General features: G+C 66.3%; 22 protein-coding genes. 14 read left to right on the top strand and 8 right to left on the bottom strand.

Annotation, left to right across the window (positions count from 1 at the left end; all coding sequences use genetic code 11):
- The first annotated feature begins 16 nt into the window (after window positions 1–16).
- Window positions 17–376: a hypothetical protein gene (locus H3005_RS05750; protein WP_025878601.1), complete on the top strand. Its 360-nt coding sequence runs from the start codon at window positions 17–19 to the stop codon at window positions 374–376.
- A 64-nt stretch (window positions 377–440) separates the two neighbouring features.
- Here the strand turns inward: H3005_RS05750 and H3005_RS05745 are convergent, their stop codons facing one another.
- On the bottom strand, window positions 441–1178 hold the full coding sequence (locus H3005_RS05745) for a KilA-N domain-containing protein (protein ID WP_223880082.1): 738 nt from the start codon (window positions 1176–1178) through the stop codon (window positions 441–443).
- Between the two features lie 187 nt (window positions 1179–1365).
- On the opposite strand from H3005_RS05745, the gene aceK reads away from it, so the two are divergent.
- From aceK to H3005_RS05730, 3 genes are all read left to right on the top strand, one after another.
- Window positions 1366–3096, top strand: a complete 1731-nt coding sequence (gene aceK, locus H3005_RS05740; protein WP_191077750.1) for a bifunctional isocitrate dehydrogenase kinase/phosphatase — start codon at window positions 1366–1368, stop codon at window positions 3094–3096.
- Window positions 3097–3159: 63 nt separating this feature from the next.
- Window positions 3160–4053 (top strand): energy transducer TonB, encoded by an 894-nt coding sequence (locus tag H3005_RS05735; protein WP_191077749.1) that lies wholly within the window; start codon window positions 3160–3162, stop codon window positions 4051–4053.
- Window positions 4054–4145: 92 nt separating this feature from the next.
- Complete coding sequence (locus H3005_RS05730) at window positions 4146–5021, top strand: energy transducer TonB (protein WP_223880081.1); 876 nt, start codon at window positions 4146–4148, stop codon at window positions 5019–5021.
- Window positions 5022–5079: 58 nt separating this feature from the next.
- Here the strand turns inward: H3005_RS05730 and H3005_RS05725 are convergent, their stop codons facing one another.
- From H3005_RS05725 to trxA, 3 genes are all read right to left on the bottom strand, one after another.
- A complete protein-coding gene (locus tag H3005_RS05725) occupies window positions 5080–6654 on the bottom strand; it encodes a sensor domain-containing diguanylate cyclase (RefSeq protein ID WP_191077747.1) in 1575 nt (524 codons plus the stop codon).
- Between the two features lie 223 nt (window positions 6655–6877).
- Window positions 6878–8635: a transcription termination factor Rho gene (gene rho / locus H3005_RS05720; protein WP_191077746.1), complete on the bottom strand. Its 1758-nt coding sequence runs from the start codon at window positions 8633–8635 to the stop codon at window positions 6878–6880.
- A gap of 229 nt (window positions 8636–8864) precedes the next feature.
- Window positions 8865–9194, bottom strand: a complete 330-nt coding sequence (trxA, locus tag H3005_RS05715; RefSeq protein WP_025878607.1) for a thioredoxin — start codon at window positions 9192–9194, stop codon at window positions 8865–8867.
- Window positions 9195–9706: 512 nt separating this feature from the next.
- On the opposite strand from trxA, the gene rhlB reads away from it, so the two are divergent.
- The 6 genes from rhlB (at window position 9707) to rpoH (ending at window position 15903) form a co-directional block, all read left to right on the top strand.
- Complete coding sequence (rhlB, locus tag H3005_RS05710) at window positions 9707–11434, top strand: ATP-dependent RNA helicase RhlB (protein ID WP_191077745.1); 1728 nt, start codon at window positions 9707–9709, stop codon at window positions 11432–11434.
- A 117-nt stretch (window positions 11435–11551) separates the two neighbouring features.
- Complete coding sequence (ftsE, locus tag H3005_RS05705) at window positions 11552–12238, top strand: cell division ATP-binding protein FtsE (RefSeq protein WP_025878609.1); 687 nt, start codon at window positions 11552–11554, stop codon at window positions 12236–12238.
- A 2-nt stretch (window positions 12239–12240) separates the two neighbouring features.
- Entirely contained in the window at window positions 12241–13188 is a 948-nt protein-coding gene (ftsX, locus tag H3005_RS05700; protein ID WP_100553794.1) for a permease-like cell division protein FtsX, read from the top strand.
- Between the two features lie 7 nt (window positions 13189–13195).
- Window positions 13196–14038, top strand: coding sequence for a response regulator (locus tag H3005_RS05695; protein WP_100553793.1), 843 nt, complete (start codon window positions 13196–13198; stop codon window positions 14036–14038).
- 9 nt (window positions 14039–14047) lie between these two features.
- Entirely contained in the window at window positions 14048–14773 is a 726-nt protein-coding gene (ung, locus tag H3005_RS05690) for a uracil-DNA glycosylase (protein WP_100553792.1), read from the top strand.
- A gap of 254 nt (window positions 14774–15027) precedes the next feature.
- Window positions 15028–15903 (top strand): RNA polymerase sigma factor RpoH, encoded by an 876-nt coding sequence (gene rpoH, locus H3005_RS05685; RefSeq protein ID WP_100462199.1) that lies wholly within the window; start codon window positions 15028–15030, stop codon window positions 15901–15903.
- A 204-nt stretch (window positions 15904–16107) separates the two neighbouring features.
- Here the strand turns inward: rpoH and purD are convergent, their stop codons facing one another.
- Genes purD through purH form a run of 4 tightly spaced genes read right to left on the bottom strand, consistent with a single transcriptional unit; the run spans window position 16108 to window position 20970 of the window.
- Window positions 16108–17391: a phosphoribosylamine--glycine ligase gene (gene purD, locus H3005_RS05680; RefSeq protein WP_191077744.1), complete on the bottom strand. Its 1284-nt coding sequence runs from the start codon at window positions 17389–17391 to the stop codon at window positions 16108–16110.
- 48 nt (window positions 17392–17439) lie between these two features.
- Window positions 17440–18474: a virulence RhuM family protein gene (locus tag H3005_RS05675; RefSeq protein WP_100553790.1), complete on the bottom strand. Its 1035-nt coding sequence runs from the start codon at window positions 18472–18474 to the stop codon at window positions 17440–17442.
- A 16-nt stretch (window positions 18475–18490) separates the two neighbouring features.
- Entirely contained in the window at window positions 18491–19369 is an 879-nt protein-coding gene (locus tag H3005_RS05670) for a hypothetical protein (RefSeq protein ID WP_191077743.1), read from the bottom strand.
- A gap of 17 nt (window positions 19370–19386) precedes the next feature.
- Window positions 19387–20970 (bottom strand): bifunctional phosphoribosylaminoimidazolecarboxamide formyltransferase/IMP cyclohydrolase, encoded by a 1584-nt coding sequence (purH, locus tag H3005_RS05665; protein ID WP_191077742.1) that lies wholly within the window; start codon window positions 20968–20970, stop codon window positions 19387–19389.
- 204 nt (window positions 20971–21174) lie between these two features.
- Between purH and H3005_RS05660 the strand changes: the two genes are divergently transcribed.
- Genes H3005_RS05660 through H3005_RS05645 form a run of 4 tightly spaced genes read left to right on the top strand, consistent with a single transcriptional unit; the run spans window position 21175 to window position 25354 of the window.
- Window positions 21175–21795 carry a CDP-alcohol phosphatidyltransferase family protein gene (locus H3005_RS05660; protein WP_191077741.1) on the top strand — a complete coding sequence of 207 codons (621 nt, stop codon included), beginning with the start codon at window positions 21175–21177 and terminating at the stop codon, window positions 21793–21795.
- A 39-nt stretch (window positions 21796–21834) separates the two neighbouring features.
- The gene (locus H3005_RS05655; protein WP_191077740.1) at window positions 21835–23586 is read left to right on the top strand and encodes a bifunctional alpha/beta hydrolase/class I SAM-dependent methyltransferase; all 1752 of its coding nucleotides are present in this window, start codon (window positions 21835–21837) and stop codon (window positions 23584–23586) included.
- Entirely contained in the window at window positions 23586–24920 is a 1335-nt protein-coding gene (locus H3005_RS05650; RefSeq protein WP_191077739.1) for a phosphatase PAP2/dual specificity phosphatase family protein, read from the top strand. The genes H3005_RS05655 and H3005_RS05650 overlap by 1 nt, the downstream gene beginning before the upstream one ends.
- On the top strand, window positions 24917–25354 hold the full coding sequence (locus H3005_RS05645) for a hypothetical protein (protein WP_191077738.1): 438 nt from the start codon (window positions 24917–24919) through the stop codon (window positions 25352–25354). The genes H3005_RS05650 and H3005_RS05645 overlap by 4 nt, the downstream gene beginning before the upstream one ends.
- Window positions 25355–25358 lie beyond the last annotated feature (4 nt).

Below are 25358 nucleotides of genomic sequence, written 5' to 3'. Positions count from 1 at the left end.
TTGAGAGGGGTGCAACGTGGCTGGATTGAATGATTCGTTGACTGCACTGATGGGCATCGATGGCGCGCAGGCCGTGGCGCTGGTCGACTACGAGAGCGGCATGCTGCTGGGCGAGGCCGGTTCGGGCATGGACATGGAAGTGGCTGCCGCCGGCAATACCGAAGTGATCCGCGCGAAGATGAAAACCGCCGCCTCGCTCAACCTCAACGATGGCATCGAGGACATCCTGATCTCGCTCGGAAAGGCGTACCACATCATGCGCCCGGTGGCGAAGAAGAAGGGTCTGTTCTTCTACATCGTGCTGGACCGGACCAAGTCCAACCTCGCCCTGGCGCGGCGCAAGGTGCAGGACGTGGAGGCCGAACTGGCGATCTGAACCGGCTCGATGGCGTCGATCCCTGGCTGCTGCACGGCAAGCCAGGGATCGTTCCGGTGCGATGTCACGTCGAAGGCAGCAGGAGCGTACGTACGAACGTCAGCGCCTGCTTGTCGCGCGCAGCAAAGTATCTGGGCGCGTGCAGGGGAAGCCAGGTTTCGTTGAAGTGCCGGCGGAAGTCTTCGTAGAGCTCGTTCGGATAGAGCTTTGCCTGCACGTTGCGGCCGTCTGGATAGCTGTGCTCATAGGTGTCGAAGGTGTTGGGCTCGATGCCCTTGTGATCGCGCAGCCACTTGCAGAACAACCGGCCCTCGGAGATGTCCGGCACCAGCTCCTGCGGCAGGGTGTAGCCGGCCTGTTCGAGCGGCGCGATCAGGTTCAGGGTCAGCTCGTTCAACATCGAGAAGTGCGTATAAGGCACCTTCGAGCGGTTCTGCATGTAGCGCTCGATGTGGGCGGGCATGACCGCGTTCGCACGGCCCTGCTGCCACTCCACCACCCACTGCGATACCTTCACCGCGAACTTGCGCGACAACCATTGGCCTAGATTGATGGCCAGGTAGGGGTGGATCCAGGTGCCCTGCATCGCCGCATTGCCCCCGGACACCACGTGGATGAGCTGGTCCTCCGCAAGCCCGGTCTGCGTGGTCAGCTCCTCGATGAACTCGCCGGTCGATTTCAATGCGCGGTAGTCGGACCAGCGCTTGCCGACGGACTGGCAGAGCGCTGTCGCGCTGATGTAGCCGTCGCGGGCGCGCTGCGGGATTACATTGCCTTCCTCCATGCGTGGGATCAGGGTCATTTGCTGCATGCGTCACCTTTTGCCGTTACTTGGCCTGAAATGGTAAGCAGCAGGGGGGCGCCGGGTCTGTAGGAATGGTTGCGTTTGACTGGTTCTACCAGGCAGAAGCAACCGAGCGCGGCTCGGCTCTACACAAGCTACCCCACGCCAGCGTATGGTGAGGTCGGTTCCCCCGGATACGTCGTGCATGTCCGATCCTGTCACTGCAACCGAACTGGCACCGCGCATCGCCGAGGCCATCCGTGATGGCTTTGAGGACTACCACGCGCGATTCGCCGCGATCTCGGCGCGTGCCCGCGTGCGTTTCCAGCAGCGCGACTGGGCAGCGGCGCGCCACGATGCGGTGGAGCGCATTGTCCTCTACGACCAGTGCATCGCCGAGCAGATGGATGCGCTGCGACGGCTGGCCGGTGACGCCATCAGCGAACGCGCGCTGTGGCTGCAGGTGCACGCGCACTACAGCGCCCTGCTGCAGGATCTGATCGACGCAGAGCTGTACAAGACCTTCTACAACACCCTGTCGCGGCGGCTGTTCGCCATCCGTGGCGTGGATCCGGAAGTGGAATTCATCGCCTTCGATGTCGAGCCCTCCGATGCAATCACGCATCCGGTGGCGCGGCATACCTATGCCATTTCGCCGACGCGGCCGGTGGAGGCGCTGCAGCGGGTGCTGGCCGACTACCGCTTTGATGTTCCCTATGCGCACCAGCTGCGCTGTGCCGCCGCCATCGCCGTGCGCCTGCAGGACGATCTGGCGCACTGGGGCGACACGCCAGTACGCAGCATCGAACTGCTCGATACCGTGTTCTACCGCGAGCGTCGCGCCTATCTGGTCGGCCGCGTGTTCGGCGAACACCGTTTCTCGCCGTGCGTGATCGCGCTGGTCAACGATGACCAGGGCCTGCGTGCCGATGCCGTGCTGACCCGGCGTCGCGATGTGGCCCACCTGTTCGGCGTGTCACGCAGCTATTTCCAGGCCGACCTGGGCACCGTTGGCGATGCCGTGGTGTTCCTGCGCAGCCTGCTGCCAGGCAAGCCGATCGATGAGATCTACACCGTGCTCGGACGCGCCAAGCAGGGCAAGACCGAGCGCTACCGGACGTTCTTCCGCCACTTCAATGAACACCCGAACGAGCGCCTGGCGCATGCCGAAGGCACGCCGGGCATGGTCATGGCGGTGTTCACCCTGCCCAGCTATCCGCTGGTGTTCAAGCTCATCCGCGACCGCTTCGCCTGGCCCAAGGCGATGTCGCGCCAGCAGGTGGAGGAAAAGTACGCGCTGGTGTTCAACCTCGATCGTGTTGGCCGCCTGCTCGATGCACAGCCCTACCGGCATCTGCGTTTCCCGCGCGAACGCTTTGCCCCGGCGTTGCTGGACGAGCTGCTGCAGCAGTGCGCGCAGAGCGTGCGCGTGGATGGCGACGAAGTGGAGATCGCGTTGTGCTACGTGCAGCGTCGCTTCCGGCCACTGAACCTCTACCTGCGCGAGCAGGCTGGCGAGGCCGTGCGTGCAGCCGTGCTCGACTACGCGCAGGCGATCACCGACATGGCGCGCAACAACATCTTCCCCGGTGACATGCTGCCGAAGAACTTCGGCGTGTCGCGCCACGGCCGTGCCGTGTTCTACGACTACGACGAGTTGTGCCTGGTCAGCGACTGCGTATTCCGCGCCTGGCCCAGGCCAAGCTCCGCCGAAGAAGCGATGGCTGATGAGCCCTGGTTCCATGTCGGCCCGCGCGATGTGTTCCCGGAGCGGTTCGGGCCGTTCATGGGCTTGCCGGCGCAGGAGCTGGCGGCGGTACGCGAGCACTATCGGCATCTGTTCGACCCCGCCTGGTGGCAGGGGCTGCAGGCGCGCTTTGCGGCGGGTGATTATCCGGACACACCACCATATTCGGCTGCGCAGCGGTTGGCGTGATCGGCTGCGCCGCCGGCGGGCAACTGGGGTAATCTCGGTACTTTCATCACCAAGGATCGGGCCATGATGCGTTCTCCGCTGTTTCTCGCCTTCGCGCTGGCGATCGGCACCTCTGGCTCCCTGCTCAGCACCGATGCCGCAGCGCAGAGCACGCGCGCGGTGCGTGCCACCGCCGAAGCCAGCATGGTCTTGACCGGCAACATCGATGTCGCCGCAGATGGCGCGGTCACCGGCCTGGTGCTCGACCAGCGAGCGTCGATCGCGCCTGCCATCGCTGCGTTCGTGGACGGCACGATCCGCAAGTGGCAGTTCGAGCCCACGCTGGTGGACGGCAAGCCCGTGGCGAAACATGCACCGTTGCGCGTGCGTCTGCTGGGCCGGCCCGGGGCCGACGGCAACACCGAAGTGCGCATGACCAGCGTGGACTTCAGCGAGTACGACGACAAGGCCACCGACGCGGTGACTGCCGAGCAGATGCGGCCTCCGCGCTATCCGGAAGCGGCTTTCCGCGTCGGTGCACAGGGCGAGGTGATGCTGCTGGTCAAGGTCGAGCGTGACGGTGCGGTTGCCGATGTCGTCGCCGAACAGGTGAACATGGGCGTGGTCGCACCCGAACACGCAATGAAGAAGATGCGCGACATGCTGGCCAAGGCCAGCATCAGCGAGGCCCGCAAGTGGACGTTCACGCCGCCGACCTCCGGTGAGGACAAGGGCCTGGCGTTCTGGACCGTGCGCGTGCCGGTCACCTTCGCGCTGAGCGAGAAGGGCAGCAGGCAACCGCCCAGCCCCTACGGACGCTGGCAGGCCTACATTCCCGGCCCGCGCCAGCAGGCGCCGTGGCGCACCACCGACGATGCCGCGCAGGTCGGCAGTGACCTGTTGCCCGCCGGCGGCGTGTACATGGTCGATGCTGCACACCGGGGCCTGCGTCTGTTGACGCCGCTCGGGCAAGGCTGAATCAGACCATGACGCATGGCCTGCCTTGGCGTGAACCGTCTTCAGAGATGCGCCAGGGTCGGCCACTCGTACATACACAAGGAGCAGGTGTGATGCGTTCTTCTCTTTTCCTGGCGTTGGCCCTTGCCGTGGGTGGCGCCGCCGCCCTGGTCGATACCGCCGCTGCGCAGACCGCGCGTGAGGTGCGCAAGCAGGCCGAGGCCAGCATGACCCTCAGCGGCGTCATCGACATCGGCCGCGAAGGCCAGGTTGAGGGGTTCCAGCTCGATCACCGCGAGAAGGTCGACGCCGGCGTAGCGGGCTTTGTCGACAAGGCGGTGCAGGGCTGGCGTTTCGAGCCGGTGCTGGTCGATGGCAAGCCGGTACTGGCCCGTACCACCGTCCGCCTGCGGCTGATTGCCGGCAACATGGAAGCCGACAGCATGCAGGTACGGGTGGCTGATGCGCGTTTCGGCAAGCTCAGCGACTCCAGGCAGCCGAGTACCGATGACGTCACCGGGGCGAAGATGCGCGCACCGGCCTATCCACCGCAGGCGGCATCGATCCGCGGCCAGGGCACCGTGCTGCTGCTGGTCAGGGTCGGGCGGGATGGCAAGGTCGCAGACGTGATCGCCGAGCAGACCAACCTGACCGTGGTCGGCCCCGAGCGCACGATGAACCAACTGCGCGATGTGCTGGCCAAAGCCAGCGTCAGGAACGCCCGCGACTGGACCTTCAACCCGCCCACGACCGGCGAGGACAAGGACCGGGACTTCTGGACCGTGCGCGTACCGGTCAATTATTTCTTCGACAAACAGAGCGAGCGCTACGGTCGCTGGGCTGCCTACATTCCAGGCCCGCGCCAGCGGGCGCCGTGGAAGACCGGCGAGGAAGCCTTGGTCGCCGGGACTGACCTGCTGCCCGAAGGCGGTGTGTACATGGTTGGACGCGCGCAGGAAGGCCCACGCCTGCTCACCCCGTTGGGCTGATGCGTCATTGCGGGATGCACCGGGCCTGTCCCGGCACATCCCGCTTCAATCGATGTGCTCAATCGGCGTGCGGGTACACCACGACCCGGTTGCGGCCCTGTTCCTTGGCCAGGTAAAGGGCCTTGTCGGCCAAGCGCAGTGCCTGTTCCGGATCGGTGTGGAAACTGGGGAAGTGGGCGACACCCAGCGATACGGTGATCGTGCCCACCGGCGCGAAGGGTTCGTCGGCGATGGCCTGGCGCAGGCGCTCGCCGGTCTGCCGGGCCGCTTCGACGCCAACGCCCGGCAGCAGCACCAGGAACTCCTCGCCACCGGCGCGGCACAGCACGTCGGTCTCGCGCGAATGGCGGCGCATCTGTTCGGCGATATGCACGATGGCCGCATCACCGACGTCGTGACCGTGGCTGTCGTTGATCGACTTGAAGCGGTCGATATCCAGCGTCAGGATCGCAAACGGCAGGCCCTGCGCCTGCAGTGCGTCGAGCGCCTGCTGCAGTCCGCGACGGTTGAGCAGGCCGGTCAGCGGATCGGTGCGGCTGGCCCGGTTGAGCGTGCCGATCCGATCCTGCAGCGCACTGAAGCTGTACAGCACGGCCTGTTTCAGCTGCGCCACTTCGAAGTACCAGGCTCGGATGCCATTGACGTGGCTGATCGCGTTGCCGGTGTCTTCGCCATCCTGCACGTTGCGCGCCAGCTGCCACAGCGGCAGCGAAATGCGCCGTGCGAACCACCAGGTGATCAGCAGCGACAACACGCCCAGCGGAATGGCATTCCAGATCACCGCCGACATCAGCCGTGACAGCGGTTGCAGCGTCGCCTCGGTCGGGCGCTGCGCGACGATGCCCCAGCCGGTTGCCGCGACGGGCGCGTAACCGGCCAGCATCGCCACCTTGTGGTTGTTGAGCACCTGCTGCGCACCGCGCTGGCCGCGCATCACCTCTTTCACCGCCGGGTTGTTCAACGCGTAGGTGCCCACTTCCTTGGCGTTGTTGTGATAGATCAGACGTCCATGGCGGTCCACCACGTACAGGTAGGAACCATCGCGGTAGTAGTGCGTACCCAGCAGGGTGTTGAGCGCACTGCGCTGGCGCAGGTACAGGGTGCCGCTGACATAGCCGCGGTACTGGCCGCTGCGGTCGAATACCGGGTGCGATATCGAGATCAGCAGCTTGCCGGTGGCCGACTGGTAGGGGTCGCTGATCATCGGCTCGCGCCGATCGAGTGCCGCCTTGCTGCCGGCGCTGCGCAGGATCTCGCCCTGCAGCTGCAGGCTCTGCGGCGAGGTCGCGATCACCCGCCCATCGCTGGCCACCACCAGCGAGGAGTTGAAGCTGCTGGACTGCAGCTGCAGGCGGCTGGCCTCATCCTGCGCCTGGGCAGGATCCATGTCGCTGTTGCCAAGCCGGGTTGCGGCATAGGCCAGCTGCTGCTGCGCGGCCAGCAGGAAGTTCTGCGTGGTCTCGGCCAGCTTGGTGGCATACACACGGTTGGCTTCCAGGGTGTTGCCCACCAGCTGGTCGCGCTGCACGCGATAGCTGGCAAGCAGCGTATTGGCCAGGGCGATGACGGCGCTGAGCAGTGCCAGGGCAAGGATCAGCTTGCCCAGGTTGAGCCGGGGGGACAGTGTGCGCATGCGTTTGAAGGATCGGGCAGGGCTGGACCCGCCGGATCCTCCGGATGGGGCAACAGCGGGAATCGGCGGCCCGGCCAGCACGGTCGGGGCGGAGAGTCAGGCATTTGTCCCGCAGATTATCGCCAAAACGCCGGCCCGCGAAGTGAAGCCGTCTGTCCTGCCGCCTTCCAAAGAAAAAGCCCCGCATCGCGGGGCCTTTTCGTAGTGCATCAATGCCGCGCGATCAGCGCTTCATCGAACCGAAGAACTCGTCGTTGGACTTGGTGTTCTTCATCTTGTCGAGCAGGAATTCCATCGCCGTCATTTCATCCATCGGATGCAGCAGCTTGCGCAGGATCCAGATCTTCTGCAGCAGTTCCGGTTCGATCAGCAGGTCTTCGCGACGGGTGCCCGAGCGGTTGATGTCGATGGCCGGGAACACGCGCTTTTCAGAGATGCGGCGGCTCAGGTGCACTTCGCTGTTGCCGGTGCCCTTGAACTCTTCGTAGATCACCTCGTCCATCTTCGAGCCGGTATCGACCAGCGCGGTGGCGATGATGGTCAGGCTGCCGCCTTCTTCCACGTTGCGTGCGGCACCGAAGAAGCGCTTCGGACGGTGCAGGGCGTTGGCGTCCACACCACCGGTCAGCACCTTGCCGGAGCTCGGCACCACGTTGTTGTAGGCACGTGCCAGGCGGGTGATCGAGTCGAGCAGGATCACCACGTCCTTCTTGTGCTCGACCAGGCGCTTGGCGCGCTCGATCACCATTTCGGCGACCTGCACGTGGCGCGCAGCCGGTTCGTCGAAGGTCGAGCTGATGACTTCGCCGCGCACGGTGCGCTGCATTTCGGTCACTTCTTCCGGGCGCTCATCGATCAGCAGCACGATCAGGTGCACGTCCGGATGGTTGGTGGTGATGGCCGTGGCGACCTGCTGCATCATCATCGTCTTGCCGGCCTTCGGCTGGGAAACGATGAGCGAACGCTGGCCCTTGCCCTGCGGTGCCATCAGGTCGAGGATGCGACCGGTGATGTCTTCCGAGGAACCGTTGCCGCGCTCCAGGGTGAAGCGGCGACGCGGGAACAGGGGGGTCAGGTTCTCGAACAGCACCTTGTTCTTCGACGCTTCCAGCGGCTCACCGTTGATGGTGTCCACGATCGACAGCGCGAAGTAGCGCTCGCCGTCCTTCGGGAAGCGGATGCGGCCGGACAGGTGGTCGCCGGTACGCAGGTTGAAGCGGCGGATCTGGCTGGGCGAGATGTAGGTATCGTCCGGACCGGCCAGGTAGCTGGCTTCGGCCGCGCGCAGGAAGCCGAAGCCGTCCGGCAGGATTTCCAGCACACCGTCGGCGGCCACGCCGTCACCGTGGCGGGTCAGCACCTTCAGCAGCGCGAAGATCACGTCCTGCTTGCGGGCACGGGCCACGCCTTCGGAAATCTGCAGCTGCTCGGCGATATCCAGCAGCTTCTGGGCCGGCATGCGCTTGAGGTCGCTCAGCGAATAGACCGGGAAGCCTTCGGGCACGTTGGCGTGCGGACGCGGTACGAACGGCTGCTGTTCACCGTTGTCGTTGGGCATGCCGTCGTCGCGGAAGCGACCGCCGTTGCCGCCACCACCGCCGCCGCCGCCATTGCGATCACGGTCGCGGCGGTTGCGGAAACGGTCACGGCGGTTGCCCTGGCCCTGCTGGCCGCCCTGGTTGTAGGGGTTCTGGTTCTGGCCGCCGCCCTGGTTGTTCTGCCGCGCCTGGCCGGATTCGCGGCCCTCGCCACCTTCGCCGCCGCCACTGCTGGCAGGGGCCTCGGCGGCGGGTGCGCTCGGTGCGGAAGGCGCTGCAGCCGGTGCCGGCGCTTCGGGCGCGGCTGCCAGCGGCAGGGCAGGCTGCGCCGGAGCGCTGGTTTCGGCGGCGGCCGGAGCGGCAGCCTTGGTTACGCGGGCTTTGCGCACGCGCTTTTCGGCGGGCGCATCAGCGCTACCGGTTTCGGAAGTGTTATCGGACAAGAGCGTTATTCCTCGCTTGAAGGTGCGAGCGCCCGGCTGGGGCGGCGAACATTGGGAATGGGTCTGGAAGAAACTGCGTCCAGAAGATGCGGCACGCGAACGCGGCCGGATGTGCCGACACTATCATCGGCCCGCGGCGCCACGCAAGGGTCGCCGGATACGGTATTCAGTCAGGCGCCGGGGCGCCCGCCCGGCAGCCGTGGGAAACGGCTGCCGGTAACGCGCAGGATCAGGCCAGGGCCTTGTCCAGCAGGCCGGCCAGCTGGGCCTTGCCAACGGCACCAATCTGCTCGCCGACCTTCTCGCCGTCCTTGAAGACGACCAGGTAGGGAATCGAACGCACGTGGTACTTGGCGGCCAGCGCGCGGTTGTTGTCCACGTTGACCTTGGCGATCTTGGCGCGGCCCTGGTAGGCATCGGCCAGTTCGTCCAGCGCCGGGGCGATCATCTTGCAGGGGCCACACCATTCGGCCCAGAAATCGACCAGCACCGGTTCCTTGGAATTCAGTACGGCGCTATCAAAGTCGGCATCGCCGACGTGTACAACCTTGTCGCTCATCTTGGTTTCTCGTCTTGGATTGCACCCGGCCAGGCCGGAGGTGGGTGAACTGGGCCATGCCCGGTGGCGTGACCCTCGTCGTTGCCTCGCGGCGGACTGCCACGGTGCGTTCGGCGGGATGCCTGGACGCTCACGGCCGGCAGTGTACCCCTATCGCAGGGCGCGGACAGATGCTGGCTGGAACCCAGCGTATCGTGATCGGGGTTGAGCACGGTATGTGTCCGATTTCACTGTCCATGGCTGAAATGGGGGTGCTGGCGCGGTAGGCCATGGGCGCATGCGCCGCTGTTCAAGCGCGGTACTGCGGGGTGAAGAGGTGCGTCTCCGTAAGCTCTGAGACGCCTGATTCCGGTTTGCCGGCCCGAGTGCGGTAAACTGGGGCATTGTGCGGCGCGCGGACCCGAGGGGTCCCGGCCAGCCCGACCCGCCGCAGGGGCCGCAGTTTGCGACGGAGCCCCAGACAGATTTCAGTGCCGCCGCCCGCAGGCGCGTGGCCATACCAAGACGGACACATGAGCGACAAACCGCTGACCGATTTGACTTTTTCCTCCTTCGATCTGCATCCGGCCCTGCAGGCCGGTCTTGAAGGAGCCGGATTCACCCGCTGCACGCCCATCCAGGCGCTGACCCTGCCGGTCGCGCTGCCCGGTGGCGACGTCGCCGGCCAGGCCCAGACCGGCACCGGCAAGACGCTGGCCTTCCTGGTCGCTGTCGTGAACCGCCTGCTGACGCGTCCGGCGCTGGCCGATCGCAAGCCGGAAGATCCGCGCGCGCTGATCCTGGCCCCGACCCGCGAACTGGCCATCCAGATCCACAAGGATGCGGTCAAGTTCGGCTCCGACCTCGGCCTGCGTTTCGCGCTGGTGTACGGCGGCGTGGATTACGACAAGCAGCGCGAGATCCTGCAGCAGGGCGTGGACGTGATCATCGCCACCCCCGGCCGCCTGATCGACTACGTCAAGCAGCACAAGGTGGTCTCGCTGCACGCCTGCGAGATCTGCGTGCTGGACGAAGCCGACCGCATGTTCGACCTGGGCTTCATCAAGGACATCCGCTTCCTGCTGCGCCGCATGCCGGAGCGCTCCACCCGCCAGACCCTGCTGTTCAGCGCCACCTTGAGCCACCGCGTGCTCGAGCTGGCCTATGAGCACATGAACGAGCCGCAGAAGCTGGTGGTTGAAGCCGAGACCATCACCGCCGCGCGCGTGCGCCAGCGCATCTACTTCCCGGCCGACGAAGAGAAGATCCCGCTGCTGCTGGGCCTGCTGTCGCGCAGCGAAGGCGCGCGCACCATGGTCTTCGTCAACACCAAGGTGTTCGTCGAGCGCGTGGCGCGCTCGCTGGAACGTGCTGGTTACCGCGTCGGCGTGCTGTCCGGCGACGTGCCGCAGAAGAAGCGTGAGAGCCTGCTCAACCGCTTCCAGAAGGGTCAGCTGGAAATCCTGGTGGCCACCGATGTGGCCGCCCGCGGCCTGCACATCGACGGCATCAAGTACGTCTACAACTACGACCTGCCGTTCGACGCCGAAGACTACGTGCACCGCATCGGCCGTACCGCCCGCCTGGGCGAGGAAGGCGATGCCATCAGCTTCGCCTGCGAGCGCTACGCGATGGGCCTGCCGGACATCGAGGCCTACATCGAACAGAAGATCCCGGTTGAAGCGGTTACCAGCGAGATCCTGACCTCGCTGCCGCGCCCGGAGCGTGCCGCCCCGGCACCGGGTGAGGAAGGCGACGAGAACGAAAGCGTCGGCCAGATCTTCCGCGAAGCACGCGAAGCGCGTGCCGCCGAGGAAGAGCGTCGTGGCGGCGGCCGTAGTGGCGGTCGTTCCGGCAGCGGTGCTGGCGCCGGGCGTGGTGGCCGCGACGGCGAGCGCAGCGGCGAACGCCGTCCGCGTGGCCCGCGCAAGCCGCGTGTGGAAGGCGAGCAGGTTGCCGCCGCAGCAGTCGAGGGCGTGGTGACGGCCGAAGCCGCTGCCGTGCAGGCCCCGCGTCCGCCGCGCGCTGAGGTTGCGCCGGAAGGTGCGGTGGACGGCGAGCGCAAGCCGCGCAAGCGTCGTCGTCGTCGCCACGGCCGTCCGGTCGAGGGTGCCGAGGGTGTGGCGAGCGACGGCAACGGTGCCGCTCCGGTCAAGCCGGTGCAGGTGGTGGCCAAGCCGGTGCGTACCAGCGCCGATGCCGGCGACTCGTTCCTGACCCGTATCGGCCGCAAGATCCGCCGGATGCTGTCGGGCAACTGATCCGGTAGCACCCGACCGTTGGTCGGGTGGCGTTTTGGGGTGTGCCGACCAACGGTCGGCACCCACCATGCAGCCCGGCGCTACCGATCCGTCGCGCCGGTCCTGCATAATCGGGGCATGAGTGTCCTGCGCTTCGACAATGTCAGCAAACAGTACGCCGGTGGCCACGAAGCCCTGACCGATGTCAGCTTCGAGGTCGCGCCGGGCGAAATGCTGTTCGTCACCGGTCACTCCGGGGCGGGCAAGAGCACCCTGCTCAAGTTGATCCACCTCGACGAGCGGCCCAGCCGCGGCGCGGTGATGTTCGACGAGCGCAACCTGCTGAAGGTGCGCGGCGGCGATGTACCGCGGCATCGACGCGCGGTCGGCGCGGTCTACCAGGACCACCGCCTGCTGATGGACCGCTCCATCGCCGAGAACGTGGCCCTGCCGCTGATCCTGCGTGGCACCCGCCGTGGCGATATCAACAAGCGCGTGCGTTCGGTGCTCGAGCGCATGGGCCTGGGCCACCGCGAGAAGGCGCTGCCCTCGCAGCTGTCGGCTGGTGAGCAGCAGCGCGTCGGCATCGCCCGTGCGATCGTCGGCGAACCCAAGCTGCTGGTGGCCGACGAGCCGACCGGCAACCTCGACCCGACCCTGGCCGCGGAAATCATGTCCCTGTTCGCCGAGCTGCCCGCGCGCGGCACCAGCGTGCTGGTGGTCAGTCATGACCTGCCGCTGCTGCGCCACATGCGCAAGCGGGTGCTGATCCTCGACCACGGCCGGCTGGTGGACGACATCTCGCCGCAGGATCTGGCGGAGTAACCATGGCCAAGAACGAAAACACCGAAGCCGCTGCGCCGTCGCGCCTGGGCGTGTGGTTCCAGCATCACGTGCACAGCGTGGTGTTCAGCCTCGGCCGCGCCTGCCGCAAACCGTGGGCAACGCTGCTGACCGTGATGGTCATGGCGCTGGCCCTGGCGCTGCCGCTGGGCCTGTCGATCGCGCTGGACAACCTCAAGCAGTTCGCCGGCAGCGTGCAGCAGTCGCGCGACATCAACGTCTTCCTGAAGGCCGACGTCGACGGCCCCGGTGCGTTGCGCCTGGCTGGTGAACTACGCGATCGTCCCGATGTGGGCAGTGTCACCGTGCGCACGCCGGAACAGGGCCTGGAGGAACTGCGCCAGGCCGGTCTCGGCGAGGCCATCGACGCACTCAACGACAACCCGCTGCCCTCGCTGCTGGTGATCACCCCCGGTCAGGGCCAGGACGATGCTCGGCTGGCGCGCGCGCTGGAAAGCCTGCCCGGGGCGGACCTGGTGCAGCACGACGCGTTGTGGCGCCAGCGCCTGGATGCATGGCTCGCGTTCGGCGCGCGGCTGGTGCAGGTACTGTCGGTGCTGCTCGGCGTCGGCGCCGCGCTGGTGGTCGGCAACACCGTGCGCCTGGACATCCAGGCCCGCCGCGAGGAAATCGGCGTACTGCAGCTGCTCGGCGCCAGCGATGGCTTCATCCGCCGCCCGTTCCTGTACCTGGGCGCCTGGTATGGCCTGGGCGCCGGCGCGGTTGCGCTGGGCCTGATCGGCATTGCCGGTGCCGCCCTGCGCGCACCCCTGGCCGAACTGTCGCGCAGCTATGGCAGCCCGTTCGTGCTGCATGGCCTGGACCTGCTGCATGGCAGCCTGGTGCTGCTCGGCACCTTGCTGCTGGGCTGGCTGGGTGCGTGGCTGGTGACCGGTCACTTCCTCCGCCAGACCCGCCCGACCGACACCTGAGACCGGCATGCAACCGCAAGCGCTGAAGCACCTTGAAGGGCCCGCGACGCGGGTGATGGTGGTTGACGGTTCCAAGCTGGTGCGCAAGCTGATCGCCGACGTGCTGCAGCGCGATCTGCCGGGCGTGGAGGTGATCGGCTGCGACAGCATCGAGGACGCCCAGCATGCGCTGGCGCAGGGCCCGGTCGATCTGGTCACCACCTCGCTGACCCTGCGCGATGGCGACGGGCTGGCGCTGGCACGGACGGTGCGTGAAGCCGCCGGCCAGGCCTATGTGCCGGTGATCGTGGTCTCCGGCGATGCCCAGCAGCACCTGGAGCAACGCCGTTTCACCGAGTACGTCACCGACTATTTCGACAAATCGCTGGGCCACGAGGCCCTGGCGACGTTCGTGCGCGGCTACGTGCAGCCGCAGACCATTCCCGGCGCGACCATCCTCTATATCGAGGACAGCCGGGTGGTGGCCGAGGCGACCAAGCGCATGCTCGAGCGCCAGCAGCTCAACGTGATGCATGTGGTCAGCGCCGAAGAAGCGTTCACCCTGCTGACCGCCGAATCGCTGGGGCGCAGCCGCCATCGCATCGACCTGGTGCTGACCGATGTGACCCTGAAGGGAGAGCTGAGCGGCCGCGACGTGGTGCAGCGCGTGCGCGTGGACTTCGGCTACGGCAAGCGCCGCCTGCCGGTGCTGGTGATGACCGGCGATGGCAATCCGCACAACCAGACCGGCCTGCTGCAGGCTGGCGCCAACGACCTGGTGCTGAAGCCGATCGAAGAGCGTCTGTTGATCACCAAGGTGCTGTTCCAGCTGCGGCTGGCCCGGTTGAATGATGGACCCCTGTTGCGATGACGTGTTGCGATGATCGATGAAGTAGTGGACACCCCAGCGATCCAGCTGGAACCGAGCTGGAAACAGCGTGTAGGCGATTACCTGCTGCAGCCGCAGATGCGCGAGCTGTCCAGCTTCCTGCGGCAGCGCAAGGCCAGCGGCGCGGCGGTGTTTCCGCCCGGCCCGCAGATCTTCGCCGCGTTCGATGCCACCCCGTTCGATCAGGTGAAAGTGGTCATCCTCGGCCAGGACCCGTACCACGGTCGTGGACAGGCCCATGGCCTGAGTTTCTCGGTGCAGCCGGGTGTGCCGGTGCCGCCGTCGCTGTTGAACATCTACAAGGAGATCGAGGGTGACCTCGCCATCCCGCGCCCCGACCACGGCTGCCTGATTCCCTGGGCACAGCGCGGCGTGCTGCTGCTCAACGCCGTGCTGACGGTGGAAGAGGGCAAGGCCGGTGCCCACCAGGGGCGCGGCTGGGAAGGCTTCACCGATCACGTGGTGGATGTGCTCAACCGCGAGCGCGAGGGCCTGGTGTTCATGCTCTGGGGCGCCTACGCGCAGCAGAAGGGCAAGGTGATCGATGGCGGTCGCCACCGCGTGCTGAAATCGCCGCATCCCTCGCCGCTGTCGGCCCACCGTGGCTTCCTTGGCTGCCGTCATTTCTCGATGGCCAACGAGTACCTGCAGCGCCGTGGGCAGGCCCCGATCGACTGGTCGCTGCCGCCGCGGGCGTCGCTGGCGCCATCGGGCTGAACGGCGGGCAACGCCGCCCGGTGATTGAAGGGCGAAACCGCCGCCTGTTCAGCTCCCTTTGACCCGGAATGGCCGTGTTTTCCAGGCCAGGGGATTGAATTCCAAGGGATTGTGTATCCCGAAAAGCGCGCTCGCCACTGTCATCAAATCGCGTTACGGTAGGGCTCTGTTTGGGACCAGTGTTTCATCAGTGGAATGCTGGAACTTTTTCCTCCTTTAGCAGTCCAATTCCCCGACTGCTAAGATGGGTGCCTATGAGCCAGAACACCTCTACTGCCCTTGTGGCAAACAATCTGCCGATTCCCAGTGCGCTCGGTTCGCTGGACGCCTATATCGGTGCCGTGCACCAGATCCCGGTGCTGTCGGTGGATAACGAACAGGACCTGGCCCGTCGCTTCCGCGACGGCAATGATCTGGACGCTGCCCGTGAGCTGGTGCATTCGCACCTGCGCTTCGTGGTGCACGTGGCCCGCGGCTACAACGGCTACGGCCTTGCGCTGGGCGACCTGATCCAGGAAGGCAACATCGGCCTGATGAAGGCGGTCAAGCGCTTCGACCCCGACATGGGCGTGCGCCTGGTGTCCTTCGCCGTGCATTGGATTCGTGCCGAGATGCACGAGTTCATCCTGAAGAACTGGCGCATCGTCAAGGTCGCCACGACCAAGGCGCAGCGCAAGTTGTTCTTCAACCTGCGCAAGTCGAAGAAGCGCCTGGGCTGGATGAACGCCGCCGAAGTCACCGCGGTGGCCAAGGACCTGAACGTGTCCGAGCGCGAAGTGCTGGAAATGGAATCGCGCCTGTCCGGCCGCGATATCGGTTTCGATGCGCCGACCGACGAAGACAACGACCATGCACCGCCGTCGCCGGCTGCGTATCTGGTGGCCAATGACGAAGATCCGTCGATGGCCTACGAGCGCGAGGACAGCGAAGACAACCAGATGCAGCTGCTGCGTGAAGGCCTGGCGGAACTGGATGCGCGTTCGCGCGACATCATCCGCCGCCGCTGGCTGGATGCGGACAGCAAGGTGACGCTGCAGGAGCTGGCAGACGAGTACGGCGTGTCCGCCGAGCGTATCCGCCAGGTTGAAGCGAACGCGCTGAAGAAGATGAAGGCGCTGTTTACCGCGTAAGGTGGTGACGCGCTTGATTGACGAAAAGGCCCGGCAATGCCGGGCCTTTTCCTTTCGGCGGTGGCTTCATCCACGCATGGCGTGGATCTACTACGGGCCCACACCCTGCATGAACGAATCGCACCGTAGATCCACCCCATGTGTGGATGCGGCAAGATCCAGTAGATCCACGCCATGCGTGGATGTCCTGATGCCGCGTGGACCTCACCCCTCGCGTGCGATCGCGCGCCAACCAATGTCATTGCGGTGGAACTCATTGGCCCAGCTCACCTTTGCCACGCCTGCATACGCGTTCGCCTGCGCGTCGCGCACGCTGTCACCCAGTGCAGCCACGCACAGCACGCGGCCGCCGGCGCTGAGCACCTGGCCCTGCGCATCCAGCGTCGTACCTGCATGGAACACCTTGGCCGTTGCCGGCACCTCATCCAGGCCGGAGATCACCTCACCGGTGATGGGCGCTTCCGGGTATGGCTTGGCTGCCAGCACCACGCCCAGTGACGGGCGCGGATCCCACTGCGCGTCCACCTGCTCCAGGCGGCCATCGATCGCCGCTTCCAGCAGCTCCACCAGGTCCGACTGCAGGCGCAGCATCACCGGCTGCGTTTCCGGGTCGCCGAAACGCACGTTGAACTCGATCACCTTCGGCGCGCCGCTGGCATCGATCATCAGGCCCGCGTAGAGGAAGCCGGTGAATGGGATGCCGTCGGCAATCATGCCCTGCACGGTCGGGTTGACCACCTCGCGCATCACACGTGCATGCACCTCGGGCGTGACCACCGGGGCCGGCGAGTACGCACCCATGCCGCCGGTGTTCGGGCCGGTGTCGCCGTCGCCGACGCGCTTGTGATCCTGCGAGGTGGCCATCGGCAGTGCGTGCACGCCGTCGACCATCGAAATGAAGCTGGCTTCCTCGCCGTCGAGGAATTCCTCGATCACCACGCGCGCGCCGGCATCGCCGAAGGCGTTGCCCGAAAGCATGTCACGCACCGCGTCTTCGGCTTCGGCCAGGGTCATCGCCACGATCACGCCCTTGCCGGCGGCCAGGCCGTCGGCCTTGACCACGATCGGCGCGCCCTTCTCGCGCAGGTAGGCCAGTGCCGCGTCCACCTCGGTGTGCACGGAATAGAACGCGGTGGGGATGTTGTGGCGTGCCAGGAAATCCTTGGCGTAGGCCTTGCTGCCTTCCAGCTGCGCGGCGGCAGCCGTCGGCCCGAAGATGCGCAGGCCGGCGGCGCGGAAGCGGTCGACCACGCCGGCTACCAGCGGCACTTCCGGGCCGACCACGGTCAGCGCCACGCCTTCGGCCTGGGCCAGGGCGAGCAGGCCATCGATGTCGGTGACCTTCACCGCGACGTTGCGGCACTTGTCTTCGTTGGCGGTGCCGGCATTGCCGGGCGCTACGAGCACTTCAGTGACACGGGAGGACTGGGCCAGCTTCCATGCCAGGGCGTGTTCGCGGCCGCCAGAGCCGATGACGAAGATTTTCATTGCGTGGAGATCCTGGGGGACAGAAGTGGATGTGATCGGAGAAATCAGTCAGATGGGCTTTCTGCTGGACGCCAAGCGTTTTGCCTCGGCGTTGAGACTCGCAAGATCAAGCTCGGCTTCGCGTTCGGACGCGATCCTTGCAGACGCACGTCGTGCCGCGTCGAATTCTGCGTAGCGCTCCGTGATGATGGCTTCCATCTGCTGGTTGGACACGCGGCCGGGGCCATCGAGAATGGCGCGCTCGTTGAAGTCAAGGAAGCGATCGGTCTGCCTGATCCAGTCCAGCATATGGGTTTCTACGCGTCGCTCGGCGCGATCTTCAGCAAAATCCAGGAACATGGAGACCAGGCGGTTGAGCTGTTCAAGCTCCTGCTGAAGCAGGTAATTCTTGGAGACGACTGCATCGGACTTGCGGGGTTTGTCGCCGGTCCAGTTGGTCAGGCCCATGTGCGGTGCGTTGGAATCAGCGCGTTCCACAATCAGCTGTGCCGCTGTGCGGCCGGTGACAGCGTAGACCAGCTTGTTCTGGATGGTGGCAAAGAACGTCTTGGCGGTGGCTGCGCTACCGTCGTAGTCGGAGCTGCTGACTTTGAACAGTTCGCGCAGGGTTTGATAGAAGCGCTTTTCAGAACTGCGGATATCGCGGATGCGGTGCAGCAGTTCCTTGAAATAGTCCGCACGCTCGGCATCCTTGAGCCGCTCGTCATCCAGTACGAAGCCTTTGACCAGATACTCGGACAGGGTGTCGCTGGCCCATCGACGGAACTGGCTCCCGCGAGGTGACCGGACGCGGAATCCGACCGCCAGAATCATCTCCAATCGATACAGCTGAACGGAACGATTGATCGTGCGCTTGCCCTCGGTTTGAACTGTCAAGTAATCCTTGACGGTTCCCTCGGCTTTCAGCTCGCCATCCTGCAGGACGTTCCGGATGTGAAGACTGATGTTCTGCTTGGTCGTATCAAACAGCGCGGCCATCTCGCCCTGGGTCATCCACACCGTCCCCTCCGTAGCGCGCAGATGGACTTCCGTCCGGCCGTCGTCGGTGCGGTAGAGGATCAGTTCGCCGAGGGGACTGTTCATGGCCGGTCGATGTGCCTCACTCGCAGCCTTCGCGTCGCAGTGATTCGGGGAAGGAATAGGTCCAGGACTTCGGGTCCAGGGTGAAGCGGTGCTCCTGCCGCACCCGCTTGCCGCCGCAGGTGTTGCCGGTTTCCTCGATCAACAGCGGCCAGACGCGCGCGCTGCGGTCGCTGTCGTCGAAACGCAGCGCGAAGTCGATGCTGAAGCGGCGGGTCCGGCAGTCCTCGACAGTGTCAGCGTCGGTACTGGCGTCGACGGTGTCGCATTCGTACTGGGCGTCGTTGTCGATGTGGCTGCGCACGTTGCCGGTGGCGACCAATCCCTTCGGCCCCGGCAGGATCAGTGACTGCGAGAGCAGCGAGAAGCCCTGGCCGAACCAGCCATCTTCGACGCGGAAGCCGTAAAAGTCGCTGCCAGCGCGGATGATGCTGGCGCTGCCGGGCTGACCGCCGCTGCCGAAGCGCTCGCCGGTCAGTTCGCTCGCCACTTCGAAGCCTTCGCCCTTGGGATGCAGCACGAAGAAGTCGATGGTTCCCGGGTCGATGTGCGCGCCATCGGCCAGCGCGCCGCACACTGCCAGCAGCTGCTGCCAGCTGTCGCCGGTCACCACCGGCTGCTCGGCACAGACCTGCCAGTCGGTCGCGCGCACATCGCCGTCCTGGGTCCAGGTGCCGCGCCACTCACCTGACAGCTTGGCGTCCTTGCCGTAGCGTTCGGTCAGGAACGCCTGCAGCCGCGCGGTGCGGCTGATATGGGCAGTGGGCTCGGTGGTGGCCGCCTTTGCAGGCTCTGCCTGCGGGCCAGCGGTGGGTTCGGCGGCCGGCTTGCAGCCGGCCAGCAGCGCCGTGCCAACGAAGGCGAGCACGGCGAGCGGTTTCAAAGAGACTGCAGACATCCGTGTCGCTCCAGTAATCAGTGGCGGAAGTGGCGGACGCCGGTGAACACCATGGCCAGGCCGTGCTCGTCGGCGGCGGCGATGACTTCGGCATCGCGCATCGAGCCGCCCGGCTGGATCACCGCCTTGATGCCGGCCGCGGCTGCAGCGTCGATGCCATCGCGGAACGGGAAGAATGCATCGGAGGCCATCACCGAGCCCTCCACCACCAGGTTCGCATCGGCCGCCTTGATGCCGGCGATGCGCGCGGAGTACACGCGGCTCATCTGGCCGGCACCGACACCGATGGTGCGGTTGTCCTTGGCATAGACGATCGCGTTGGACTTCACGAACTTGGCGACCTTCCAGGCGAACAGCAGGTCGGTGAACTGCTTGTCGGTCGGCGCCAGCTTGCTGACCACCTTCAGTTCGTCGCGGGTCATGCCGCGGTTGTCCGACGACTGCAGCAGCAGGCCGGAGCCCACACGCTTGTTGTCGAAGTTGTTCAGGCCATCGCCGTGCGGGATGCGCAGCACGCGCACGTTGGCCTTCTTCTGCGCGTATTCCAGCGCGGCCGGTTCGTAATCTGGGGCGATCAGCACTTCAACGAACTGGCGATCCAGGATCACCTGCGCGGTAGCTGCATCGAGCGGCTTGTTGAAGGCGATGATGCCGCCGAAGGCGCTGGTCGGGTCGGTGGCGTAGGCCAGTTCGTAGGCATCACCATTGCCGGCACCAACGGCCACGCCGCACGGGTTGGCATGTTTGACGATGACGCAGGCCGGCGCATCGAACTGACGCACGCATTCCCATGCCGCATCGGCATCGGCCAGATTGTTGTAGCTCAGCTCCTTGCCCTGCAGCTGCTGGAAGGTGGCCAGCGTGCCCGGCACCGGATGCAGGTCGCGGTAGAACGCGCCGCTCTGGTGCGGGTTCTCGCCGTAGCGCAGGTCCATCACCTTCACGAAGGTGGAATTCATCTGCGCCGGGTACTCGGCACGCGCCGGCACGGCAGCGTCGGTGGCGGTGACCGCCGACAGGTAGTTGCTGATCGCCGCGTCGTACTGGGCGACGCGGTTGAACGCGGCTACCGAGAACGCGAAACGGGTGCCGGCCGACAGCTGGCCGTCGTTGGCGTCGAGCGAGGCCAGCAGTTCGGCGTACTGCGACGGGTCGGTAGCCACGGCCACGCGGGCGAAGTTTTTGGCCGCCGAGCGCAGCATCGCCGGGCCACCGATGTCGATGTTCTCCACCGCATCGGCCAGGGTGCAGTCGGCCTTGGCGGTGACCGCTTCGAACGGATACAGGTTCAGCACCAGCAGATCGATGGCGCCGATGCCGTGCTCGGCCATCACCGCGTCGTCCAGGCCGGAACGGCCCAGCAGGCCGCCATGCACCATCGGATGCAGGGTCTTGACCCGGCCATCCATCATTTCCGGGAAGCCGGTGACCTCGGCAACGTCCTTCACGGCCAGGCCGGCATCGCGGATCGCCTTGGCGGTACCGCCGGTGGACAGCAGCTCCACGCCGCGTGCAGCCAGCGCGGTGGCCAGCTCGACCAGGCCGGTCTTGTCGGAAACGGAGAGGAGGGCCCGACGGACGGGCAACAGATCAGCAGTCATGGGGACAGGGCAATCGGCAGCGGAGCGGGGCCGATATTGTAGGCGGTGGGGGCCGGTGGCGGGGCTCGCGCAGGGCAAATTCGACGCCCGGCAGGGATTGCCGCCGTGCCCGCCGTGCCGGATTGGACGCGGAAGACCTTGTCGGAACCGGCTGTCGATAGGGTAGGCTGTGCCCGCACTGCCAAGGATTAGCGGGTTCAGATCGTGTCGATCTATGCATTGAAAGGACGTTTCCAGGACCTGCTGCGTCCGGCCGTACACGGCCTGTACCGCATGGGCGTCACCGCCAACGCGGTGACCGTGGCTGCGGCCGTGGTCTCGCTGCTGGTGGCTGCCGCCGTGTGGTACTGCGCCCCCGCCCAGCCGCTGCTGTATCTGGCGCTGCCGCTGTGGATGCTGCTGCGCATGGCCCTCAACGCCGTCGACGGCATGCTGGCCCGCGAGTTCGGCCAGCAATCGCGGCTGGGCGCCTATCTGAATGAGTTGTGCGATGTGATCGCCGACGCGGCGCTGTACCTGAGCCTGCTCAGCGTACCGGGCGTGCGTGCGGAGGCACTGTGGCTGCTGGCCTGGGCCGCCGCGCTGAGCGAGTACGCCGGCGTACTGGGTTTGATGGTCGGAGCGAGCCGCCGCTATGACGGCCCGATGGGCAAGAGCGACCGCGCGTTCGTGATTGGCGTGCTGGGCCTGCTGCTGGCGTTTGGCTGGGGCGGTGCGATGACGGTCAGTGGCGTGGCCGCTGCGATGGCAGTGTTGTGCGGGGTGACGATGGTCAACCGCGTACGCCAGGGATTGAAGGAAGCCGCAGCGACACCGCAGCGGTAATCACAACAAGACTACACGCCCTATCAATACGGAGATTGCATGCGTCAGGCGCAGGAACGGGAATTCCACAGCTTCGACCAGGTACCGCTGTTCTACCGGTACTGGCCGAGCACTACGGCAAGCACGTCGGCCAAGGCCATCGTGCTGCTGCATCGCGGCCATGAACACTCTGGCCGGGTCACCCATCTGGTCGACGAACTGGACCTGCCCGACACCGCTTTCTTTGCATGGGATGCGCGCGGCAACGGCCGCTCGCCCGGCACGCGCGGCGACGCACCGGGCTTCCCGGCGCTGGTACGCGACCTGGACAGTTTCATCGCCCATATCGGTGCCGAGCATGGCATCGCGGTGGAGGACGTCGTGGTCATCGCACAAAGCGTGGGCGCAGTGGTCGCCGCCACCTGGGTGCACGATTACGCGCCGCGGTTGCGCGCGCTGGTGATGGCCTCACCCGCCTTCAAGGTGAAGCTGTACGTGCCGTTCGCACGCGCTGGGCTGGCGCTGATGCAGAAGCTGCGCGGCAACTTCTTCGTCAACAGCTACGTCAAGCCGCAGTGGCTGACCCACGACCCGGCACGGGTGGAAAGCTACCGCACCGATCCGCTGATCACCCGGCCGATCTCGGTGCGCGTACTGCTGGGCCTGTACGAAGCCGCCGACCGCATCGTGGCCGACGCGCAGGCGATCAGCGTGCCGGTGCAGTTGCTGGTGTCCGGTTCGGACTTCGTGGTGCATCGCGGCCCACAGGACCGCTTCTACGAACGCCTGTCCAGCCCGATCAAGGAGCGCGTGCACCTGCCGGGCTTCTTCCACGACACCCTGGGCGAGCGCGACCGTGCACCGGCGCTGGCTCGCGTCCGCAGCTTCATCCAGGCGCGCTTTGCCGAACCGCTGCAGGAACTGTCGCGGCGCGATGCGCATCGGCACGGCCCGACCTTCGAAGAATCGGAGATCCTGTCGTGGCCGCCGGAGCGCAACAGCCTGGCCGACCTGCGCTGGCGCGTGGTGCGCGGTGGCCTGCGCTTCGGTGGCACGCTGTCCGAAGGCATCGCGCTGGGCCTGCAGACCGGTTTCGACTCGGGCAGCACGCTGGACTACATCTACCGTGATGAAGCGCGGGGCAAGGGCCCGCTGGGCCGGATGGTCGACCGCAATTATCTGGATGCGATCGGTTGGCGCGGCATCCGCGTGCGCGGCAAGCATCTGCAGGAACTGCTGCGCGATGCCGCCCAGCGACTGCGCGGGCAGGGCGCGCCGGTGCGCGTGCTGGACGTGGCTGCCGGCCATGGCCGTTACGTGCTGGAAGCACTCGGCCAGGGCGAGCAGCGTGCCGACCGCATCGTGCTGCGCGATTTCAGCGATCTGAACGTGACCCAGGGCAAGGCCTTGATCGAGCGCCTTGGCGCGGCCGACATCGCTCGCTTCGAACAGGGCGATGCGTTCGATCCGGCGCAGCTGGCGGCAGTGGACCCGGCGCCGACGCTGGCGGTGGTGTCCGGCCTGTACGAACTGTTCCCGGACAACGATGCGGTGCTGCGTTCGCTGCAGGGCATTGCCGCGACGGTGCCGGTGGGCGGTTACCTGGCCTATACCGGGCAGCCGTGGCATCCGCAGCTGGAGTTCATCGCGCGTGCATTGACCAGCCACCGTGGTGGCGCGGCGTGGGTGATGCGCCGCCGTACCCAGCAGGAGATGGACGAACTGGTGCGCCTGGCCGGCTTCCAGAAGGTGGCCCAGCGCATCGATGACTTCGGCATCTTCAGCGTATCGCTGGCACGCCGGATCGCGTGATGGCGACGCTGGTGGCAACCGCATCACCCAGCGAGGCGCGTCCGTGGCGGCGCGCCCTGCTATGGCTGGTCCTGCTGGGTCCGTTCTTCTTCGCCAGTTATGGCTTTGCCAACTGGATGGCGGGCCGCCACGCCGAATTGCCGGTGATGGCGTTCGCCTGGGAGACGCAGATTCCGTTCGTACCGTGGACGATCGTGCCGTACTGGTCGATCGACCTGTTCTATGCGATTTCATTCTTCCTGTGCCGGCGTCGGCTGGAGCTGGACCGGCACGCGTTGCGCCTGCTCAGCGCGCAGGTGATCGCAGTGACGTGCTTCCTGCTGTGGCCATTGCGCTTCAGCTTCGAACGGCCGGAAATCGGCGGTGTGTTCGGCTGGTTGTTCGATGTGCTGCTGGGCTTCGACAAGCCCTTCAACCAGGCGCCGTCGCTGCACATCGTGCTGCTGATCGTGCTGTGGGTGAAGTTCGCGCAATACCTGCACGGGGCCTGGCGGCTGCTGCTGCACGTATGGGCGCTGCTGATCGGCATTTCGGTGCTGACCACGTTCCAGCACCACTTCATCGACATTCCCACCGGGCTGCTGGCCGGCTGGCTGTGCGTGTGGCTGTGGCCGGAGCAGGGCACGCCGCCGCTGCGTGCATGGCAGGCCACGGGTGACCCGAAACGTTGGCGGCTGGCGGCGTTGTATGCGCTCGCTGCCGGCCTGCTGCTGGTGCCGGTGGTGATGCTGCGTGGCACCGCGTTGTGGCTGCTGTGGCCGATGGTGTCGTTGCTGCTGGTGTCGATGGCCTATGCGGGGCTGGGCACGGCGGTGTTCCAGAAGCGCGCCGATGGCCGGTTGACGATGGCCGCGCGCTGGCTGCTGGCACCGTACCTGGGTGCGGCGTGGATCAACTCGCGGTTGTGGACGCGCCGCGCGCCGCAGCCCGTGCCGGTCATCGATGCGGTCTGGCTGGGTCGTCTGCCGGCTGCCGCACTGCCGGCGCCGCTGGTAGGGGTGGTCGACACCTGTGCCGAGCTTTCCTGTCGTGCGCCAGGGGCAGCGTATGCCAGCGTGCCGATGCTGGACCTGGTGGTGCCATCGGCGGCGCAGCTGCGTGCCGCGGCGGACGCCATCGAACGCCTGCGCGGCCATGGCCCCGTACTGGTCTGCTGTGCGCTGGGCTATTCGCGCAGCGCGGCCAGCGTGGCGACCTGGTTGCTGCGCAGCGGCCGTGCGCGCGATGTGGCCGAAGCGGTGGCGATCGTACGCAGCGCGCGGCCGAGGATCGTGCTGCACGACGTTCATCTACAGGCAATCGCGGCTGCTGCCGCGCAGGAGACCGCTGCATGAGCGCTGTGCCCGATCTGCCGATGATGCATCTGCTGCTGCGACAGGGACGTTTGCCTGCCGCGTTGTCGCTGGGACTGCTGCTGGTGGCCCTGTTGCTGCTGGGTATCGAGCCGGGGCTGGCGATGTTCGCCGCTGGGTTGCTGCTGCTGAGCCTGGTTGCAGGCGCTGTGCAGGCGTATTACGCGGTGCGGGTGCAGTTGGATGCCAGCCTGCTGCGCCTGTTGCAGCAGGAAGGCCTGCATGGCGAAGACGCGGCACAACGGGTGGACCAGGCACTGCATACGGCCGGCCTGCGCAGGCTGGACGCACAGGCGCCGACGCGTGGCTGGGATACGCGCTGGACCGGCATGCGTCGCCTGCTGATGCGCCAGTACGCCGCCACGCTGCTGCAGTTCGCTGCCCTGCTGCTGGCCGTGCTGTGGCCGCTGACCTGATGGG

The sequence above is a fragment of the Stenotrophomonas sp. Br8 genome, from assembly GCF_014763005.1.
GTDB lineage: Bacteria > Pseudomonadota > Gammaproteobacteria > Xanthomonadales > Xanthomonadaceae > Stenotrophomonas > Stenotrophomonas lactitubi.
The sequence above is the reverse complement of the archived record's forward strand: the minus strand, read 5'-3'. Positions and strand labels throughout refer to the sequence as shown.

Excerpts from the sequence above, each read along its gene's own strand:
- H3005_RS05650 (WP_191077739.1), top strand. The coding sequence starts at position 23,586 with ATGGCGACGCTGGTGGCAACCGCATCACCCAGCGAGGCGCGTCCGTGG.
- H3005_RS05655 (WP_191077740.1), top strand. The coding sequence starts at position 21,835 with ATGCGTCAGGCGCAGGAACGGGAATTCCACAGCTTCGACCAGGTACCG.
- trxA (WP_025878607.1), bottom strand. The coding sequence starts at position 9,194 with ATGAGCGACAAGGTTGTACACGTCGGCGATGCCGACTTTGATAGCGCC.
- purH (WP_191077742.1), bottom strand. The coding sequence starts at position 20,970 with ATGACTGCTGATCTGTTGCCCGTCCGTCGGGCCCTCCTCTCCGTTTCC.
- ftsE (WP_025878609.1), top strand. The coding sequence starts at position 11,552 with ATGAGTGTCCTGCGCTTCGACAATGTCAGCAAACAGTACGCCGGTGGC.
- rhlB (WP_191077745.1), top strand. The coding sequence starts at position 9,707 with ATGAGCGACAAACCGCTGACCGATTTGACTTTTTCCTCCTTCGATCTG.
- H3005_RS05670 (WP_191077743.1), bottom strand. The coding sequence starts at position 19,369 with ATGTCTGCAGTCTCTTTGAAACCGCTCGCCGTGCTCGCCTTCGTTGGC.
- ung (WP_100553792.1), top strand. The coding sequence starts at position 14,048 with ATGATCGATGAAGTAGTGGACACCCCAGCGATCCAGCTGGAACCGAGC.
- H3005_RS05735 (WP_191077749.1), top strand. The coding sequence starts at position 3,160 with ATGATGCGTTCTCCGCTGTTTCTCGCCTTCGCGCTGGCGATCGGCACC.
- H3005_RS05645 (WP_191077738.1), top strand. The coding sequence starts at position 24,917 with ATGAGCGCTGTGCCCGATCTGCCGATGATGCATCTGCTGCTGCGACAG.
- ftsX (WP_100553794.1), top strand. The coding sequence starts at position 12,241 with ATGGCCAAGAACGAAAACACCGAAGCCGCTGCGCCGTCGCGCCTGGGC.
- aceK (WP_191077750.1), top strand. The coding sequence starts at position 1,366 with ATGTCCGATCCTGTCACTGCAACCGAACTGGCACCGCGCATCGCCGAG.
- H3005_RS05730 (WP_223880081.1), top strand. The coding sequence starts at position 4,146 with ATGCGTTCTTCTCTTTTCCTGGCGTTGGCCCTTGCCGTGGGTGGCGCC.
- H3005_RS05675 (WP_100553790.1), bottom strand. The coding sequence starts at position 18,474 with ATGAACAGTCCCCTCGGCGAACTGATCCTCTACCGCACCGACGACGGC.
- H3005_RS05725 (WP_191077747.1), bottom strand. The coding sequence starts at position 6,654 with ATGCGCACACTGTCCCCCCGGCTCAACCTGGGCAAGCTGATCCTTGCC.
- rpoH (WP_100462199.1), top strand. The coding sequence starts at position 15,028 with ATGAGCCAGAACACCTCTACTGCCCTTGTGGCAAACAATCTGCCGATT.
- H3005_RS05695 (WP_100553793.1), top strand. The coding sequence starts at position 13,196 with ATGCAACCGCAAGCGCTGAAGCACCTTGAAGGGCCCGCGACGCGGGTG.
- purD (WP_191077744.1), bottom strand. The coding sequence starts at position 17,391 with ATGAAAATCTTCGTCATCGGCTCTGGCGGCCGCGAACACGCCCTGGCA.
- H3005_RS05745 (WP_223880082.1), bottom strand. The coding sequence starts at position 1,178 with ATGACCCTGATCCCACGCATGGAGGAAGGCAATGTAATCCCGCAGCGC.